Origin of the sequence: Bartonella sp. AA16NXGY (assembly GCF_042197325.1) — a bacterium.
In the GTDB taxonomy this organism is placed as follows: Bacteria; Pseudomonadota; Alphaproteobacteria; order Rhizobiales; family Rhizobiaceae; genus Bartonella.
Genome location: NZ_JBHIRR010000001.1, coordinates 281,908 through 298,722, shown reverse-complemented (window position 1 = coordinate 298,722; position 16,815 = coordinate 281,908). Strand labels below are relative to the sequence as shown.

Annotated in this window: 9 protein-coding genes; 4 read left to right on the top strand and 5 right to left on the bottom strand. The window is 37.2% G+C overall.

Annotated features, from left to right (window positions below):
• Positions 1-572 precede the first annotated feature (572 nt).
• A complete protein-coding gene (bafA, locus tag ACFINK_RS01190) occupies positions 573-3,137 on the bottom strand; it encodes a BafA family autotransporter (protein WP_375638103.1) in 2,565 nt (854 codons plus the stop codon).
• 362 nt (positions 3,138-3,499) lie between these two features.
• Complete coding sequence (gene bafA / locus ACFINK_RS01185; protein WP_375638102.1) at positions 3,500-8,989, bottom strand: BafA family autotransporter; 5,490 nt, start codon at positions 8,987-8,989, stop codon at positions 3,500-3,502.
• 572 nt (positions 8,990-9,561) lie between these two features.
• Between bafA (ACFINK_RS01185) and ACFINK_RS01180 the strand changes: the two genes are divergently transcribed.
• Positions 9,562-10,851 (top strand): MFS transporter, encoded by a 1,290-nt coding sequence (locus ACFINK_RS01180; protein WP_375611247.1) that lies wholly within the window; start codon positions 9,562-9,564, stop codon positions 10,849-10,851.
• Here the strand turns inward: ACFINK_RS01180 and ACFINK_RS01175 are convergent.
• The 3 genes from ACFINK_RS01175 to ACFINK_RS01165 are packed head-to-tail and all read right to left on the bottom strand — an operon-like array spanning position 10,848 to position 11,726.
• A complete protein-coding gene (locus ACFINK_RS01175; RefSeq protein ID WP_375629333.1) occupies positions 10,848-11,111 on the bottom strand; it encodes a hypothetical protein in 264 nt (87 codons plus the stop codon). The genes ACFINK_RS01180 and ACFINK_RS01175 overlap by 4 nt on opposite strands.
• On the bottom strand, positions 11,101-11,280 hold the full coding sequence (locus ACFINK_RS01170; protein WP_375629223.1) for a hypothetical protein: 180 nt from the start codon (positions 11,278-11,280) through the stop codon (positions 11,101-11,103). Before ACFINK_RS01170 ends, ACFINK_RS01175 begins: the two co-directional genes overlap by 11 nt.
• A complete protein-coding gene (locus tag ACFINK_RS01165; protein WP_375629226.1) occupies positions 11,280-11,726 on the bottom strand; it encodes a DNA polymerase III subunit chi in 447 nt (148 codons plus the stop codon). Before ACFINK_RS01165 ends, ACFINK_RS01170 begins: the two co-directional genes overlap by 1 nt.
• Positions 11,727-12,133: 407 nt before the next feature.
• Here ACFINK_RS01165 and lptF point away from each other — a divergent pair, with 407 nt between their 5' ends.
• From lptF to ACFINK_RS01150, 3 genes are read left to right on the top strand one after another with little or no spacing between them, the layout of a single operon-like run.
• A complete protein-coding gene (lptF, locus tag ACFINK_RS01160; RefSeq protein WP_375638101.1) occupies positions 12,134-13,324 on the top strand; it encodes an LPS export ABC transporter permease LptF in 1,191 nt (396 codons plus the stop codon).
• Positions 13,321-14,412, top strand: a complete 1,092-nt coding sequence (lptG, locus tag ACFINK_RS01155) for an LPS export ABC transporter permease LptG (protein WP_375638100.1) — start codon at positions 13,321-13,323, stop codon at positions 14,410-14,412. Before lptF ends, lptG begins: the two co-directional genes overlap by 4 nt.
• Complete coding sequence (locus ACFINK_RS01150) at positions 14,413-16,773, top strand: LPS-assembly protein LptD (protein WP_375629234.1); 2,361 nt, start codon at positions 14,413-14,415, stop codon at positions 16,771-16,773.
• The last annotated feature ends 42 nt before the right edge of the window (positions 16,774-16,815 follow it).

Sequence of the window (16,815 nt, the reverse complement as noted above, 5' to 3'; positions counted from 1 at the left end):
CTTTAATGGGGCCCCCTCTTCACGTAAAACAAAACGCCATTGGGTTGTACATTCACTCACTTGTTTTAAAGAGACATCTCTCAATGCACTCAAGCCCATTTCGCCACGTCATCCATGAATGATATACCGGTAAAGCCATTGACCCCCCCCAATCTTTACGCTTATGAAGAAGCGAGCCGATATCATCATACACTTTTCCAGCCCTAAAATGTTGCAACGCGACACCCTTTGGTACTTGAGGCAGTTTATAAGAGGTATTTTTAGTTCTTTCTTGTACAATTTTTATCCACGCAGGCTTCCCTGCTTGTGACGTGCAAGAAAATGGTTTTGATTGATTCAACATAAACAGATTTGGAATGAGAGAATCCTATGATTTTCGCGACTCTCATTCAACATGCATAGAAATGAATTATTATTATAAATTCAGTATGTTGCCTTTAAAAGAGAGAGTATAAAGACATTTCTACTATTTGAGAAAGTCCTTACACTCTCGAGAAGACATAGCCGAACGTTATCTGTTTAAGTTTGCAAAACAATTACATTTGTAAAGTTAATCAGCCATGCACACATATTTAGAAACTATAGCGTAATCCTAAAATACCTTGAAGAGCATTCTTAATCTTATGTCCTTTTAGATAATGTGCTTCCGCATAAAGTGTTAGTTTATCATTGACCGAACCGTTTAAACCAATTCCCAATTTACCCGCACTGCCTGATAAATCTGTAATAAATTTATACTGGTTATTAATTGTCGTATAATTATTATTTATATTCTCACGCAACCAAGCTGCCATAATGTAAGCTGTTAATGAAGTTTCTGAACTCACAAAAAATTCATGTCCTGCAGTCAATCCAACTTCACTGCGGAATGAAGTTAATGGGCTTAGATCACCTATCATTCCATTGGAAAGTTTTATTCTTTTACCTTCAACCTGCAAACCTGTTAGCTTGATATAAGGCTGCATCCAAGTATTCTGTGCCGGTTCAAAATAACAACCAATCTCAAATGATCCACCTATCGCCCACTGATTGTAATGACTTTGAATGGCTAAACCATTCGTTGATATGGCTTTCAAATTATCTCGGTAATAATTATATTTCAAAACACCATCCATATACCATCCACGATGATCAAAATAAGTTGCGTAAGTTCCAATACTATAAGAGCTCAAATCGCTGTCACCACCTCGTGCATGAGAAATACGTGCTTGATCATAACTCCCGAAACCACCAACATACAACTCTCCATGCCTTAATTCACTCAACTGATCAGCACCAAAGACTAAACCTGTCTGCCCAAGCTTAAAGTGTGTATGGCCTGTCGCAACACGTTCTCTGCTCTTAATCCCATAAGTCCATAGTTCGATATCCTTCTTATTTCTGTCCCAAATTTTTCTACCATTCCGTATAATTTGCAACTCATTATTAAAAATAAGCCCAGGAACTACGGACAACGTTAACACTGCATCTGTAGAGGGGGTTGTTGATGTTTCTCCAGGAAAAAAAGGATTTGTCGGATCTGGTATAGAAGGTTCTGGTCCACTGAGGCGGTCTGCCGATAAAAACCAAACTTTTCCATTTTCATCCTTTCTTTCTTTCAAATCATACATATAAGTTCCACCATCAATGGCGTTAATTTTTTCACCCTTAAGATCTGTCAGCGTAAAATGCGCTCCACCACTTTGATCCGTAATTAAATCACGCTTATTTGAAAAAGGATCCGTGATTTCAACTCCAGAATCAGCAACACTTATTGTATGTTTCCCAGCGCCTTTCTCAACCAAGAGATAATCACCACGGTTATGGGCAATCGTAGTATTGAACGCGAAATGTAAATTTCCTGAAAGATTATTCACATGAAGCTGAGAATAATATGGATCAGAACCTGTAAACGAAAAAATAACACTCCCTTCACCACTTAATTTTTGTATCAAAGAACTTTTTTCATCAAACTCATCAGTAATAGAGTATAGTTTTGTATCTTTTCCATTTAAAATAATATCTTCTACTGTGGTGCGTTGTTGATCATTCCCAGCATAAAGATGGATCTGCCCAGAATGGTTTACCTGTGTCTTGCCTTCTAATGTTGCTCCAGCATGCACCCATGATTTTGTTTGATCATTCATTGTTAGATTTTTTACAGATCCATCAGTATATATTTCCTGAATAGCACTCTCATTTAAAGTGACTCCAATAGCCTGACCGCCTTTTAAGATACGTTGTTTACCACCACCAAAAACTTCTGTGTGAAATGCAAAACCACCATTTTTTGCACTTTGAGACTTTTGTCCAACTTCTTGGACACCCCCTTGCATAACTTTTGTATTCCAAACTTTTCCGCCATCATATACTTTTTGTTGGCCTAGTGTTTCATCTTGACCATAAATGATAGTATGAGAAGCACTACTGCCTTTAATCTCTCCTCCAATATCCCCCTCGCCGAAAACAAGCTGCTCACCGCCATAAATTTTAGTCCCCTCTACTTTCCCTCCATTTCCAACACTTTGGTGCCCGCCTTCTTTAACAACAGCATTTTTCGAAAAACCTTGTTTTCCCTTTAAAGCCTGAACATTTTCAATTCCACCATGTTCAATTTTACTATTCTCACTGAGTCCTCCTGCATACACATAAAGCTCTGCACCATTCCTTACAGTGTTATTAATGGATCGCCCTGGACTATCAATCTCACCATCATTTGAAATGTATGCTTTACCTTCATTATCAAGGATATAATTTTCTAACATTGCCCCATCTTTAATGGAAATAAGTTCAGGCTTTTTAAGAAATGCAGTATTTTGTTCTTGTGCATTATATCCAGCATTGTCACGATGACTGCTGTCAAGCTCCTGTTGACTCGCAAACACTCTAGCACCCTTATCCATGATAAAATCTCTAGGCTTTTTCAAAAAGTCTAATTCATTGCGCGTTCTTACCATGGCATCATTAGAGGCTCCAAGTATGCATCTTGCTGATTTCATATCCTCATTGTATTGATCTTGAAATACTTTATCATTTTCATAACTTGAAGATTGACAAAAAAGTGCTGTTCCCCCCTCATTTGCAGCAGCAGCTTGCACAAAACAGCTGCTCAACATGAGTATCCAACAATGTCGTTTCCATTTATATTGTAGAGCCATATCCTCCCCCCTTCACGCCTGCATAGACACTAAACGTAATTAGCTCTACAAAATATATTTTCAACCTTAGATTGCAACAATCCTTCTTAAAAATCCTCCTTATCTCATAAAAAACCGCTCTTTATAGTTTTTAAATACTTTTTTGATCAAGAATATAAGAGCGCTCTTATAGTGCTTCTTTAGCATTTTCTCGGAGTTTTCTTATCAAAGATAAAAAGTAATGCATAATCAAGTATATAAGGGTATACAGTTTATCATGAACAACGAAGCTGCGTGCTCTGAAAAATTGTTCTCTGAACCTTTAATTAAAGACCTTTAAAAACAATCATATATTTAAAGATAACTAAAAAATAACCATATCGTTAGAAACGATAGCGTACACCTAAAATACCCTGAAAGGACTGTTTTGTTTTACGCCCTTTAATATAATGGGCCTCACCATATAACTTTAACTTCTCACTCACTAAACTGCTTAAACCTATTCCTAATTTACCTGCATTCCCCGACAAGTCAGTGGTAAATGGATGGCGTTGATTAATTAACGTTTGATTGTCATCTTTATTCTCACGCAACCATGCTGCTGTAATATACGCAAGCGATGAGGAATCCATGTGAGAACCAAATTCATATCCTAAAGATAAGCCAACCTCACTGCGTAATGAAGTGAATGGACGCATGTCACCTGTCATGTCATTCGATAACTTGATTTCTTTACCCTCAACTTGTAACCATGTAAATTGTCCATAAGGCTGTAACCAACTGTTCTTTGACGTCTTAAGTCGATAACCAGCTTCAAAGGAAGTTCCCAATGCCCTTTGAGTATATGTTCCTTCAATCTCTAAACCATTCGTTGAAACGGCTTTTAGAGTATTTTGATAATGATTGTATTTTAAAATACCATCGAGATACCATCCACTATGATCAAAATAAGTGACATAAGCACCAATACCATAAGTATTGATTCCACTGTTACCCCCCCGTGCATGCGCAACACGGGCACGATCATAACTGCTAAAACCACCTATATAAAACTCTCCATTTTCCCACTCGCTTAAACCATTGATCCCCAAAACGATACCGGTCTGATCCAGTTTAAAATCTATATGCTCTGTCGCAATGCTCTCTTTAGATTTAATCGCATAGGTCCATAAAGCTGCATTCTTTTTACTTTTATCTAGAATTCCTCTTCCCGCACGTACAGTTTGCATTTCATTGTGAAAAACCATCGCTGGAGCCGCAGACATAGACAATACCGCATCTGTAGAGGGAGTAGTCAAAAAGTGAGAAACTGAAAGTTTCTCACTCAATTGTGGAAAAGGGTGTTCTTTATGAACTGGACGCAAAGTCATTTGATCGGCTAAAGATTGAGAAGAGGTTGAAACAGCAGTTTGTTGTTTTTCATCAGAAAGAGGATGAGAACTTCCTGAACCTAAGACTTCAATAACATGACTTCCAAGAGAGGAAACAGTTGGAGATACAGAAACCTGAGATTTTTGCCTTAAGTTTTGGCGGTTTTTTCTTCGACGTGGCAATTTAATAGCATGCGCTTGTGGTGCTGCAATAGTTGAAAGAGAAAAAACTGATTGATTTTGATTTAAATGCCGCATAGATCTGCTTCTGTGTGACGCACTATCCATGTAAACTGCAGTCAAATACCAAATTTTTCCCTCTTCATTCTCAATATTTTTGTGTTTTAAACCATACGTATAGGTTCCGCCATCAATAGTTTTAACATTTGCACCAAAAAAGCTTCTCAGGGTAAAATGTGCGTCACCACTTTGATCAAAAATTAAATCAAGTCCTGCTGAAGAAGGATCAACAATTTCAATACCAGAATCTACGACACTTATTGTATGAAAACCACTCCCATTCTCAATAAAGAGGTAATCACCTTTTCCTTCTGCAAGGCTAACATTAAGGTCAAAATGTAGACTCCCTGCTAGATTATCAATATAAAGCTGAGAGTAATATAAATCATCTTCAGAAGAAGTAAAAATGACTTTTCCTACACCGCTTAACTGCTGAATGCGTGTACTTTTGTCGTCAAACCCACGAGCAACGGAGTATAATTGAGCGTCTTCTCCATTTAATTCAATGTTTTCTACTATAGTTTGTTGACCATCGTCTCCAGCATCAAGATGGAGCCCACCAAAATCCTGAACTTTTATTTCTCCTCCTAATATTGCACCAGGAGAAATCCATGAATTAGCATTATCTTCAATCGTTAGATTCTTTACAATTCCACCTGCATAGACTTCTTGAACACCACCAGTGCGTAAAATGACTGTATTGGCTTCACCTCCTGCTAAAACACGCTGCACACCCTCTGAAAAGATTTCAGCATTTACAGCTAAACCGCCGGCTTTTTCTGCAAAGTTATCATCATTAGGAAACCACTTAGCAAGAGTTTGTACTCCTCCACTCATCACTTTTGTTCCCACAGCCATCCCATCATCATATACATTCTGCTGTCCCGGCGTATCACCTTGACCATAAAGTGTCGTGTTATAAGCACTGCTCCCAACAATTCCACCATTTACATAACCATTTCCGAAAACAAGCTGCTCCCCACCATAAATTTCAGCTCTCAATGCAGAGCCTCCCCCCTCCACTTTTTGTTTTCCACCCTCGTAAATAATCGTAGATTCTGAGACCCCCTGTTCCCCTACAATCTCAGTACCACCATTTTCAATGGTTGTATTTTTACTGAAACCACCAGCTTCAACATAAAGTCTTCCTGATCCCTGAATTGTATTATTAATAGACTTCTTAAGAACACCTTGCTCTCCATCATCAGAGACATAAACTACGTTATCATCACCGAGCAAAGAGCTTTGTAGAATTCCTCCTCCTTCCCCAATGCTGTAATGAATTACATCAGAGATACTAAAATCTTTTGCCGATGTCATATTTTCTTCTTTTTCAGGAAGCTTATCTATAGGCGACTCCACATGAGGTGAAGGAATTACAGGAGCAGAAGTTATTTGTGATGTAGCCAAAGACCAAGTCTTTCCCCCATTATCATCTTTTGTCTTTAAGCCATACATGTAGGCTCCACCATCAATCGTACTCGTCTCTTCACCAGAAAAATCTGTCAGAGTAAAATGCGCATTTCCGCTTTGAACATGAATTAAATCAAGCTCCAAAACTAAATTCTGATCTTGTAGAGGAGAATTGGTAATTTCAACACCAGAATCGATAACGCTTATGGTGTGATTACCTGATCCTTTTTTGATCAGAAGATAATCACCGCGCTGTTCTGCAAAATTAGTATGCAACCTAAAATGTAAACTCCCTGAAAGATCATTGATCTCAAGTTTAGAGTAATGTGGATCAAACACGGTAGAAGTAAAAATAACACGACCATTCCCACTCAGATTCTCAATCAAAGAACTTTCACCATCTATATTAGAGGCAATCGCGTACAATTTTGTATCTCTGCCATTTAAGACAATTTTTTCTACTTCAGTACGAGATTGCTCTGCACCAGCATAAAGATAAATCCGTCCAGAATCATTAACCGTTGTCTTTCCTTCCAATGTTGCGCCACCATGTAACCACGATTGTGCTTGATCCTTAACGGTTAAATCTTTTACATAACCTCCTAAATCTATTGCCTGAAAAGCAGTCCCTTCTAAAAGAACGCCAATCGCGATTCCTCCCGCTAAAACATGTTGCTGTCCACCAGAAAAGACCTTCGTATCAAAGGCAAAACTGCTATAATGGTCTAAATCTTCTTCCACATAAAGATTTTGTACCCCTCCTTCCATGATCTTTGAGCTAAAAACCTCTCCATCATCATACACATTCTGATATCCTCGCACTCCATTCTCACCAGAAACGATAGTGTCATGAGCGCTACTCCTTACCATCTCCCCTTTGATATCAGACTTTCCTGAAACAAACTGCTCACCACCGTAAATTTTAGCCCCTTCAACTTTTCCCCCATCTTTAACCTTTTGTTTTCCCTCTCTCTTAACTGTACTATCCTGTGAAAGACCCTGTGTTCTAACAAGCTCAGTGCCGCCTCTTTGAATTGTTGTATACAAGCTAAAACCACCGTGATAAACGGAGATCTTTCCACCGTCTTTAACTGTATTACTAATCGAAGTTTCTCCAGTGCTTTCAACTTTCTCAACGTTACTATCAAAGCTAGGATCAGCAATCGTAACAATCATCCCCTTTTCAATTGTGCGTTCTGTGAGATCCTTCGATAATGAAGCTATAGCAAATGGTTGCAAGCTAAAATCAGAAAATAAAGAGGTATTTGTCTCATCAAGAGCATAATTCGCATCTAAATACCAAATTTTACCAGCCCCCTTATTGTTTCTATGTTTCAAACTATACCGATAGGTTCCGGCATCAATAGCTTTGATTTTTTCACCAAAAGTGTTTGCCAGAATAAAATGAGCATTTCCGCTGCGATCAGAAATTAATTTAAGCTTTTTGTGGGAAGGGATTGTAATTTCACGCCCAGAATCAGCCACACTTATTGTGTGATAACCTGAACCACTTTCTTTAATGACAAGATAATCACTAAGATGCTTGGCAAAGTTGACATTAAAATCAAAATGTAAAGAACCTGAAAGATCATCAATATTAAGCTTAGAGTAATGCTTATTAGTCCCTAAGTACGTAAAAATAACTCTGCCACTTCCAGTTAAATTCTGGATATTAACGTGAGGTTTTTTGCTGTTATCTTCAGGAGCAATAATGTATAGTTTGCTATCTTCTCCATTTAAATTAAGATTTTCTACTTCCGTAACAGCTTCACCATTTCCAGCATAGAGATAGAGGTTGCCAAAATCATTAACATTTGTATCCTTATCTAATATCGCACCGGCAAAAACCCATGATTGTGCTTGATGATTAATGGTTAGATTATCCACGTATCCAGAATCATATATCTTCTGAGTAGCTCTATCGTATAAAGTAACTTCGCTCGCATTCCCTCCTGCAAAGATATTCTGCATACCATTTTTAAAAAGTTCGGTACTCAGTGCAAACGCCCCCTCATTAATTGTAAAATCTTCATCTTTTATATCGGCTGTATCAGCATCTTCTGAGAAACCGTTATGAAAATTCTCTTTACCATCAAGATTCTGGACACCACCTTTCATAATCTTTGTGTCAACAGCCATCCCCCCACTATAGACACTTTGTATTCCTAGCATTCCATCTGCAGCATGAATTTCAGTGCCATAAGCACTACTTTCCTTATCTTTACGCGACAAACCATCCCCAAGAAACCCCTTACCAAAAATAATCTGCTCACCGCCATGGATTTGAGCCCCTTCTGCATTTGCACCACTCTCAACAATTTGTTTCCCCCCTTTTTTAACAGCGGCATATTCCGAACTGCTCAAGTTTTGGACAAACTCAATCCCACCATGCTCAATTGTCGTATCCCTGCTAACACTTGCTGCATCAATGTAGAGTTTTCCCCCTTCTCTAACCGTATTATTAATGGAATAAGCTGCATCTTTATAGTTAAAGCTATTTATTTCAGAACCTTCAGAGTCACGGTTAGTAATATAGATCGTAGCACCATCGCTTATTATTGAATTTGTGAGTACTTCAAAGAATAGCTTTTCTAATCTCTTCCTTTCCTCTTCTGAAAGATCACTTCCTTCTACTGTCTGTTTATTCTCTATCTTTTTTGATCCCCCCTTTTTTTCTTTTAGTCCCCTCACTTCCGATAACAACTTTCTTGTCTCTTCTAGGTGTTCACTGATACTTACTGGTGTTAATAACTTTTCTCTTGGTGTAGCTACTCCATATGCACTCGCAATCTTGACAAAAAAACCACTGGCCATTACCGCACAAAAACTTAATTTCAATTTGCGTTGCATTATTTACACTCCATAATTTTAAATTTAAATTCTCCCATTTAGAAAAAAGTGCATAGATCAAAACAACACAACGTAATTGCTCAACCTCATGTCTTTTAAGATAGCAAAGCATTCGATGGATTAAGCTCTGACAGATCAAATATACACCATGTGTTTTAAAATGCATGCACAACTAAAAGATTTAATTTGTTTTAGATACACTTTAAAAGTGTTATAATTGCATCCATGAAAAATATTTTTAATATTTTGAGACACTAAACACTGATCTACGAATAAGATTGATCCCTTAATAGATAAAAATGGCATTAAACTTTAAAGGACACAGCAATGTGAATGAGAGCTGCGTTTATAGCCACCTATTGCCATCTTCTACAGCATTTAAAGCAGTGTCTTTATCTTATTCAATATGGATAATATATAGAGCACTTATTCATACTCATCAGCCCATAATCATTGTTCTAATATATAACGAAGTGTCATAATATTGACTCGACACTGATTTGAAATTTCTATAGTTATAGTCAGTTAACTCGTCATTTGATTTGTCATATACTGAAAGGGACATTCTATTCATGTCTATAAACTCAGAAATGAAAGCTACAAGCAACAGAAACTCCCCTCGTCGGATTTTATTTGCAAGCCTTATTGGCCCAACAATTGAATTCTTTGATTTTTATGTCTTTGGCACTGCCGCAGCTCTTATATTTCCTCATGTGTTTTTTCCAACACAAAATGATCAAATTGCCATTTTACAATCTTTCCTAATATTTGGAGCAGCCTTTTTTGCCCGCCCTTTTGGATCAGTTGTTTTTGGACATTTTGGAGATAAAATTGGAAGAAAAGCAACACTTATCGCTTCTCTTCTCACAATGGGTCTTTCAACAGTCATTATTGGTTTTCTTCCTACTTATGAAATAGCTGGGTGGTTTGCCCCTTTCCTCTTAACCTTGTGCCGTATTGGACAGGGAATTGGATTAGGAGGAGAATGGGGAGGAGCTGTTTTGCTCGCAACAGAAAATGCCCCTCCAGAAAAGCGCGGCTGGTATGCAATGTTCCCCCAATTAGGCGTTTCAATAGGTTTGTTTTTATCTATTGCTGTTTATTTGGGTCTGCTGCATTTCCTTGATCGTGAAGAACTTTTAGCCTGGGGATGGCGTATTCCTTTTATTGCTTCAGTTGTTTTTATGATTATAGGATTATGGGTCCGTCTTTCAATCAATGAAACTGTTCAATTCAAAAAAACTCTTGAAAGTAAAAAACATGTCAAAGTTCCTATCATAGATGTCTTTTTAAAATGTCCACGAATCCTATTTCTTGGAATATTTTCTGGTATGGCAACTTTTGTTTTGTTTTACTTGGTTACTACATATTTGTTAAGCTATTCAACAAACCATTTGCAATTGCCATTTCATCAAGCTCTTCAAATCGAAATTGTCGGTGCTATTTTTTGTGGGATTTTTACTGTCATCACGGGAAGACTCGCTGACCGTATTAGACGTAGAACTTTGATGATTTGGATTACAATCATCACCGGTATTTATTCTTTCGCAATTCCTTATTTCTTAAATTCTGGAGTTATAGGAGTCCTTGCAATGTCTGTTATCGGTTTGTCTCTCATGGGAATGATATACAGTCCTCTTGGTGCTGTTTTGGCTTCACCATACCCAACAGCAATTCGATATACCGGTTCTTCTATTACTTTCAATTTATCTGCTATTGTAGGAGCATCTCTCGCGCCTTATATTGCAGAATATCTGGTGCAACATTTCGATACATCTTATATCGGTTATTATTTGCTTCTTGCTTCTTTTATTTCACTGATTTGCTTCGTCGGATTTACAGATGATGAAATATCCAACTAAAATATAATAACGAAGAATAAAATAAGGACTGGCGGCAAAAATGCTGCCAGTTTCGTTTTTAAAGATAGGGGTTGAGGTATTTTCCACCACAATATTCCTGCAAACAAGGCACTCAAAAAGAAAAATAAAAAATCTGCAATATTGCTTATATAAGAAACAGCAAACATTTCTGATAAGATATGCGTTGTCCCCAACCATGAAACGCAAAAGAAGGCCAACATCACAGCCCATAAAACAAGCAAAATTCGATCAATGATCATCATTATGGCGTTTCGTTTTTTTAATTATAGTCCATATATTTAACATGCCTAAAAGAAAAATCACAATAAAAACCCAACGCCCTCCCCCTGAGCCTTCCGTAATAAAAAGTGCAGGATTTACTATTCCCAGTAATCCTATAAAAATCAGAACAATAGATACAAGACGCATTAAATCTGTTTTTCCCAGCGACGATCTTCAGTCTGTTGCCAATACGTTAAATTATGATTTTCCATTTTATATTTTTTCCACTGTGCACGAACGAGATTCAACTGCTCTTCACTTCTACCATCAAATATCACGACAAGCCGTTGATAAGCATCAATATCCGAACAAACAGCTCCCTCTATGAGAAAACGAATCTTTGAATCATTCGGATTTTCTTGTCCTGTCGTAAGAAATACAGGCTGAAAGTTTGGATATTGATCACACTCCGTTCCATGTCCAATAAATGATTCATCAGTATAAACCCATAAATGTATATCTATAGAATCGCGTTGTTCTTTACTCACACACTGTATTGTTACTTTACCAAAACGAGCCAATGCACGCTCCACAAGCGTCGGCAAAATATCCTTCAGCGTTGACTGCGTCAAATGATAGAATAAAATATCCAATCTCTTAAGCTTTCATCATTCTTTATAAAAAAGCTAACATCTTTTTAAAAAAACTTCTATATCCCTAATACAAAGGAAACGGTTCAAGATATAAACCCTCTTTTTTGATTGAGATGCATTATCTTTTTGCACGTGTCTTTAAAAGACAAAAATTTTTATCTTCAACGTTAATAAAAAAGTTTTTTAAGTTATTTTCTAGATTCTTCTAGATTCTTTGTAGACTATAGTTGAAAATAAAATATAATGTACGGAAAATTTAAAGAGGACCTCATAGGCAATTTTATATTATTTATTTGGTAAAAATATCCAATTCATGAAAGGATATTTTTACAAACTTTATTACATTTTAACCGAAAGCAGTAAGAATATTTGCTATCGAATTAAAAACTGAGGATTTTCCCCAATTTATGCGTATTATTGAGTTCTACATCCTGAAACGTGTCCTTGTTTTGTTTAGTTCTGTCATGATTGCAGCAGTGGGCGTTAGTTGGACTATACAAATTCTTGCACGGATAAACTTTCTCACAACAAGTAAACAAACACTCCTCACAGTCTTACAATTTTCACTCTCATTGGTTCCTTCTGTTATTTTTGTTGTCATTCCGTTTGCATTAGTGATCGCAATTACAACCATCCTCTCAGCAATGCATCAAGACTCAGAACTTGCTGTCATCAATGCCTCTGGTTTTCCTAAAAGTACTGTTTGGAAACCTATCCTTCTTCTTGCTATTGTTGCATCCTGTATCTCCTTTTCTATAGCTAATTTTGTTGTTCCTCAAGCGCGTCTTCATATGCGACAAATGCTAGCAAGCGCTCATTTTGATCTTATTAATCTATTCATTAGTGAAGGGAGCTTCCAAAAACTCGCCAATAACCTTTACATAGAAATTGGCGAACGAAATCCAAATGGAACACTTGAACGCCTTTTCATTGCCGACCAGCGTGATCCTAAGACTGATCTTTTTTATTATGCAACAGACGCATCCATTGTGAGCAATAAAAACGGCAGTTTTCTGGTTCTCAATAACGGTGAAATAGAAAGAGTCAATCATCAAAATAACAGTGTTTCAATCGTGCAATTTAGCTCATATACTTTTAGCCTAGGAGAGTTTATCCCCAGTGATAAAACACCTACTCTTTATCCAAAAGATCGGTCTCTTTCTTATTTACAAAACCCTGACCCAAAAGATCCCTACTATCAACGAAAACCACTCCAATATAAAGCTGAATTTCACCGCAGATTAACACAATGGCTCTACCCTATTGTTTTTTCACTTATTGCATTAGCAGCCGCAGGGGATGTACGCTCCCATCGACAAGCTCGTCATTCCGCAAATCTCTCGGCAATTGCCCTCTCTTTTCTGGTGTATTGGATAGGATATTTTTTCGCAGAAAAAGCAAAAAGCGATCTTGCATACGTTCCTCTCCTTTATATTATACCTATAGGAACAAGTGCATTTGTCTTTTTTATGCTTTTAACGAATCATAAAATTGGGCTTCCCACAAAAGTTAATGAGATACTTCAAATCGCTTTTCAAAAAATAATGAACAAATTTGAACAGCGAAAATCTCAAGATTCCTCGGATAAAATATCATGATTGGGTGGACACTTGGACGATATTTTTTTATACGTTATCTTAAAATAACTTGTTATTTCTGGGGGAGCATTTTTGTTCTTGCTCTTTTAATCGATTTCACAGAGAATTCCGGTAGGCTATCTTCCCTTCCGCATTATACAGCAAAAGATGCATTTTTCCTCTCTGCTTTACGCATCCCTTTTATCATGCAACAACTTATCCCTTTCATTGCACTCTTTTCTGCAATAGCAACGCTTATCTCGCTCAACAAAAAACTTGAACTTGTGGTGACTCGTTCAATCGGTATTTCTGCATGGCAATTTCTTATGCCAGCTTGTTTTGGAGCTTTTCTTTTAGGATTATTTTCAATTCTTCTCATTAATCCACTTGCTGCATGGGGATTTTCTCAAGCAGAAAAAAAGATGACTGAATGGCGCAATCACAATGTACTAACACCTCTTCACAATACAAGTATCCACTGGTTAACACAACGTACAAATTTAGGCAGAACAACCATTGGTGCTAAATCTATCACCGATCAAGGACTTTCTCTTCTCGATGCAACCTTTGTACAATACAATGACAATGCAACCGTTAAAAATTGGATTAACGTCCCAAAAGCAACCTTGACTAATGGATTCTGGCTATTAACAAATGGAACAATCTATAAAATAGGGCATCCTCCTGAAAAATTTACCGTGTTGCAAATAAAAACCAATCTAAAACCTGAATTTTTAACGGAACGTTTAGTGAATCCCGCAACTATTCCATTTTACCAATTGCCAAAAAAAATTATGATTGCACGTTCATTTGGCTATTCTGCTAATAATTTTGATATGTATTTCCAATCTCTGATTGCATTACCGGCATTGCTTGTGGCAATGACCCTCATTGCAGCAACTGTATCTTTAAATTTTACACGTTTTGGGCAATCTAGAATGTTGATTCTTGGTGGCGTAATAGCTGGGTTTATACTTTATGTTATTTCCGTACTTGTTCAAGCTTTTGGTAATGCTGGATATATTCCACCAATTATTGCAGCTTGGACACCCGTTGTTATTGCGTTATTCTTAGGAATCTCTTTTTTACTTCATAAAGAGGATGGCTAAGTGAAAGCATTAACACTTAAAAAAACTATTTTAACAAAATTAAGTGCTCTCGCTTTTAAAAGTGTTGTGGGGGTTATTTTAGGAGGTGCTTTATCTTATTGTGCGCACGCTCAAAGCCTTCAATCTCCTTCTCAAAGTCGCATTCAAAATCCGGAACCTCCTCTTTTGCTCTCTGCGGATGAACTCATCTACAATCGTGATGAAAACACTGTTTCTGCACACGGTAATGTCCAAATCGAATATGATGGCAATAAAGTTGTCGCTCAAAAAATTATTTACAATCAAAAAACAGGACGGCTTATAGCACAAGGGAACGTTGAAATTACTCAAAAGGATGGTAATAAAATTTATTCCAACCAAATTGATATGACCAAAGATCTTGGCGAGGGTTTTGTAAACGCCTTACGTATTGATACAGCCAACAATGTTCACTTTTCAGCCCAAAATGCTACACGCAAACACAATCACATAACAGTCTTTGAAAATGCAACCTATACAGCCTGTGAACCTTGCTCTTATAAACCAGATCGAGACGTCCTATGGAAAATTAAAGCAAGAAAGATCATATGGAATAATAGCGTCAAAAAAATTCGGTTTGAAAATAGCAGTTTTGAAGTTTTTGGTGTACCGATTATAAAATTTCCAAATTTTGAGATCTATGATCCAACTGTCAGGCGTGCTAGCGGTCTGCTTACTCCTCATTTTTTTTATACTGATTATCTCGGTATGGGGATAAAGAATTCTTATTTCTGGAATCTCGCCCCCCATTATGATTTTACCCTTTCTTCTACGGTTTATACCCAACAAGGGCTTTTAACCGAAGGGGAATGGCGTCAGCGTTTAAAAACGGGCCGTTATAACATTCGCTTTGCTCATATATATCAAATGAAACCGCATAGATTTGATAATGATACGATTGATGCCCAACATAAAAACCGTTATATGCTGGCGACAAAGGGGGATTTTCGTATTAACTCACACTGGACTTATGGATGGGATATTCTTGCACAATCGGATCGGCATTTTAGTCGTGCCTATAAACTTGAAAACTATAACAATCCTACACAACTTTCTCAGATCTATTTGAATGGTCTTGCAGGAAAAAATTATTTTGATATGCGTTTTTATCATTTTAAAGTTCAAGATTCAATACTGAATGATCCTCATTATGAACGTCACTCTCGACAAGCGTGGGTCTTACCACGCATCGATTATTTTTTCACACCAGATGAACCCATTTATAATGGAGAGCTTACCTTCCATAGTAATATGCAATCAGTTTATCGTCGCCATGCTGACTTCAGTTCACCCGACCAGAACGGAAACCCTCTCAACACAGTAAAACTTTCTGGTATGGCTGGAAATAGTTTGCGTTTAACAAACGAGCTTCAGTGGAAAAAGCGCTTCAACACGCACAACGGACTCATCTTAACCCCTCTTCTCTCTCTACGAGCTGATATCATTACAACCAATGCAAGCGAAAATCACACAGATTCTATAGAAAACAATGCCTTATCCGCAATTCATGGTTCAGCAATTCGTGGCATGGCAACAGCAGGGTTGGAACTACGTTATCCCTTCCTCATTACAGCTGATCATTCTACACATATTATAGAACCAACTGCACAAATTTTTATACGCAATAATGAACAATCTATTGGACAAATTCCTAATGAAGATGCTCAAAGCTTTGTCTTTGATGCAACCACTCTCTTTCAACGAGACAAATTTTCTGGTTATGATCGTGTAGAAGGTGGTACAAGAGCCAATATAGGTATAAGATATTCTGGAAGCCTTAATGATAATTGGTCTCTTTATGGTCTCATTGGACAATCCTTCCATCTAGCAGGAAAGAATTCTTTTGCAGAAAAGGACTTTATCAATGTCGGTACTCATTCTAGCTTAGAGGCAAAACGTTCAGACTATGTTGCAATGTTTGGTACAACCCATAAAAGTGGTTTTTCCTTAGAAACGCGTGGACGCTTTGACAAAAAAACAGGAAAAATCCGCCGTAGTGAAATCGAAGCATCACAAAAATGGCAAAATTTTTGGGCGGCTCTACAATATGCCTATATCGCAAAGCAACCAGATTATGAATATTCTCAAGAGCGCCAAGAAATTTCTTTTCAAACAGGACTTAAATTAGCAGATTATTGGTCCATTAATAGCAACGCCGGTTATGATTTAGTATCTGGTACATTTATAAAGCGAGGAATTAGCTTGAGTTATATGGATGAATGTTTCGGGTTAACATTCGGTTATCAACAGGTAACGAATCCAGGCAGGAAAGCACCCTTGCAAAACTTTAATTTCTCTCTTTCATTGCGTACGATTGCAGATATCGGAAAAAAGATAGATTAATTTATAAAGGGAATGTATCAGTCATTTAACTTATCATTGTTT

Coding starts and splice junctions, on each gene's coding strand:
- bafA (WP_375638103.1), bottom strand. CDS start 3,137: ATGGCTCTACAATATAAATGGAAACGACATTGTTGGATACTCATGTTG.
- bafA (WP_375638102.1), bottom strand. CDS start 8,989: ATGCAACGCAAATTGAAATTAAGTTTTTGTGCGGTAATGGCCAGTGGT.
- ACFINK_RS01180 (WP_375611247.1), top strand. CDS start 9,562: ATGTCTATAAACTCAGAAATGAAAGCTACAAGCAACAGAAACTCCCCT.
- ACFINK_RS01175 (WP_375629333.1), bottom strand. CDS start 11,111: ATGATCATTGATCGAATTTTGCTTGTTTTATGGGCTGTGATGTTGGCC.
- ACFINK_RS01170 (WP_375629223.1), bottom strand. CDS start 11,280: ATGCGTCTTGTATCTATTGTTCTGATTTTTATAGGATTACTGGGAATA.
- lptF (WP_375638101.1), top strand. CDS start 12,134: ATGCGTATTATTGAGTTCTACATCCTGAAACGTGTCCTTGTTTTGTTT.
- lptG (WP_375638100.1), top strand. CDS start 13,321: ATGATTGGGTGGACACTTGGACGATATTTTTTTATACGTTATCTTAAA.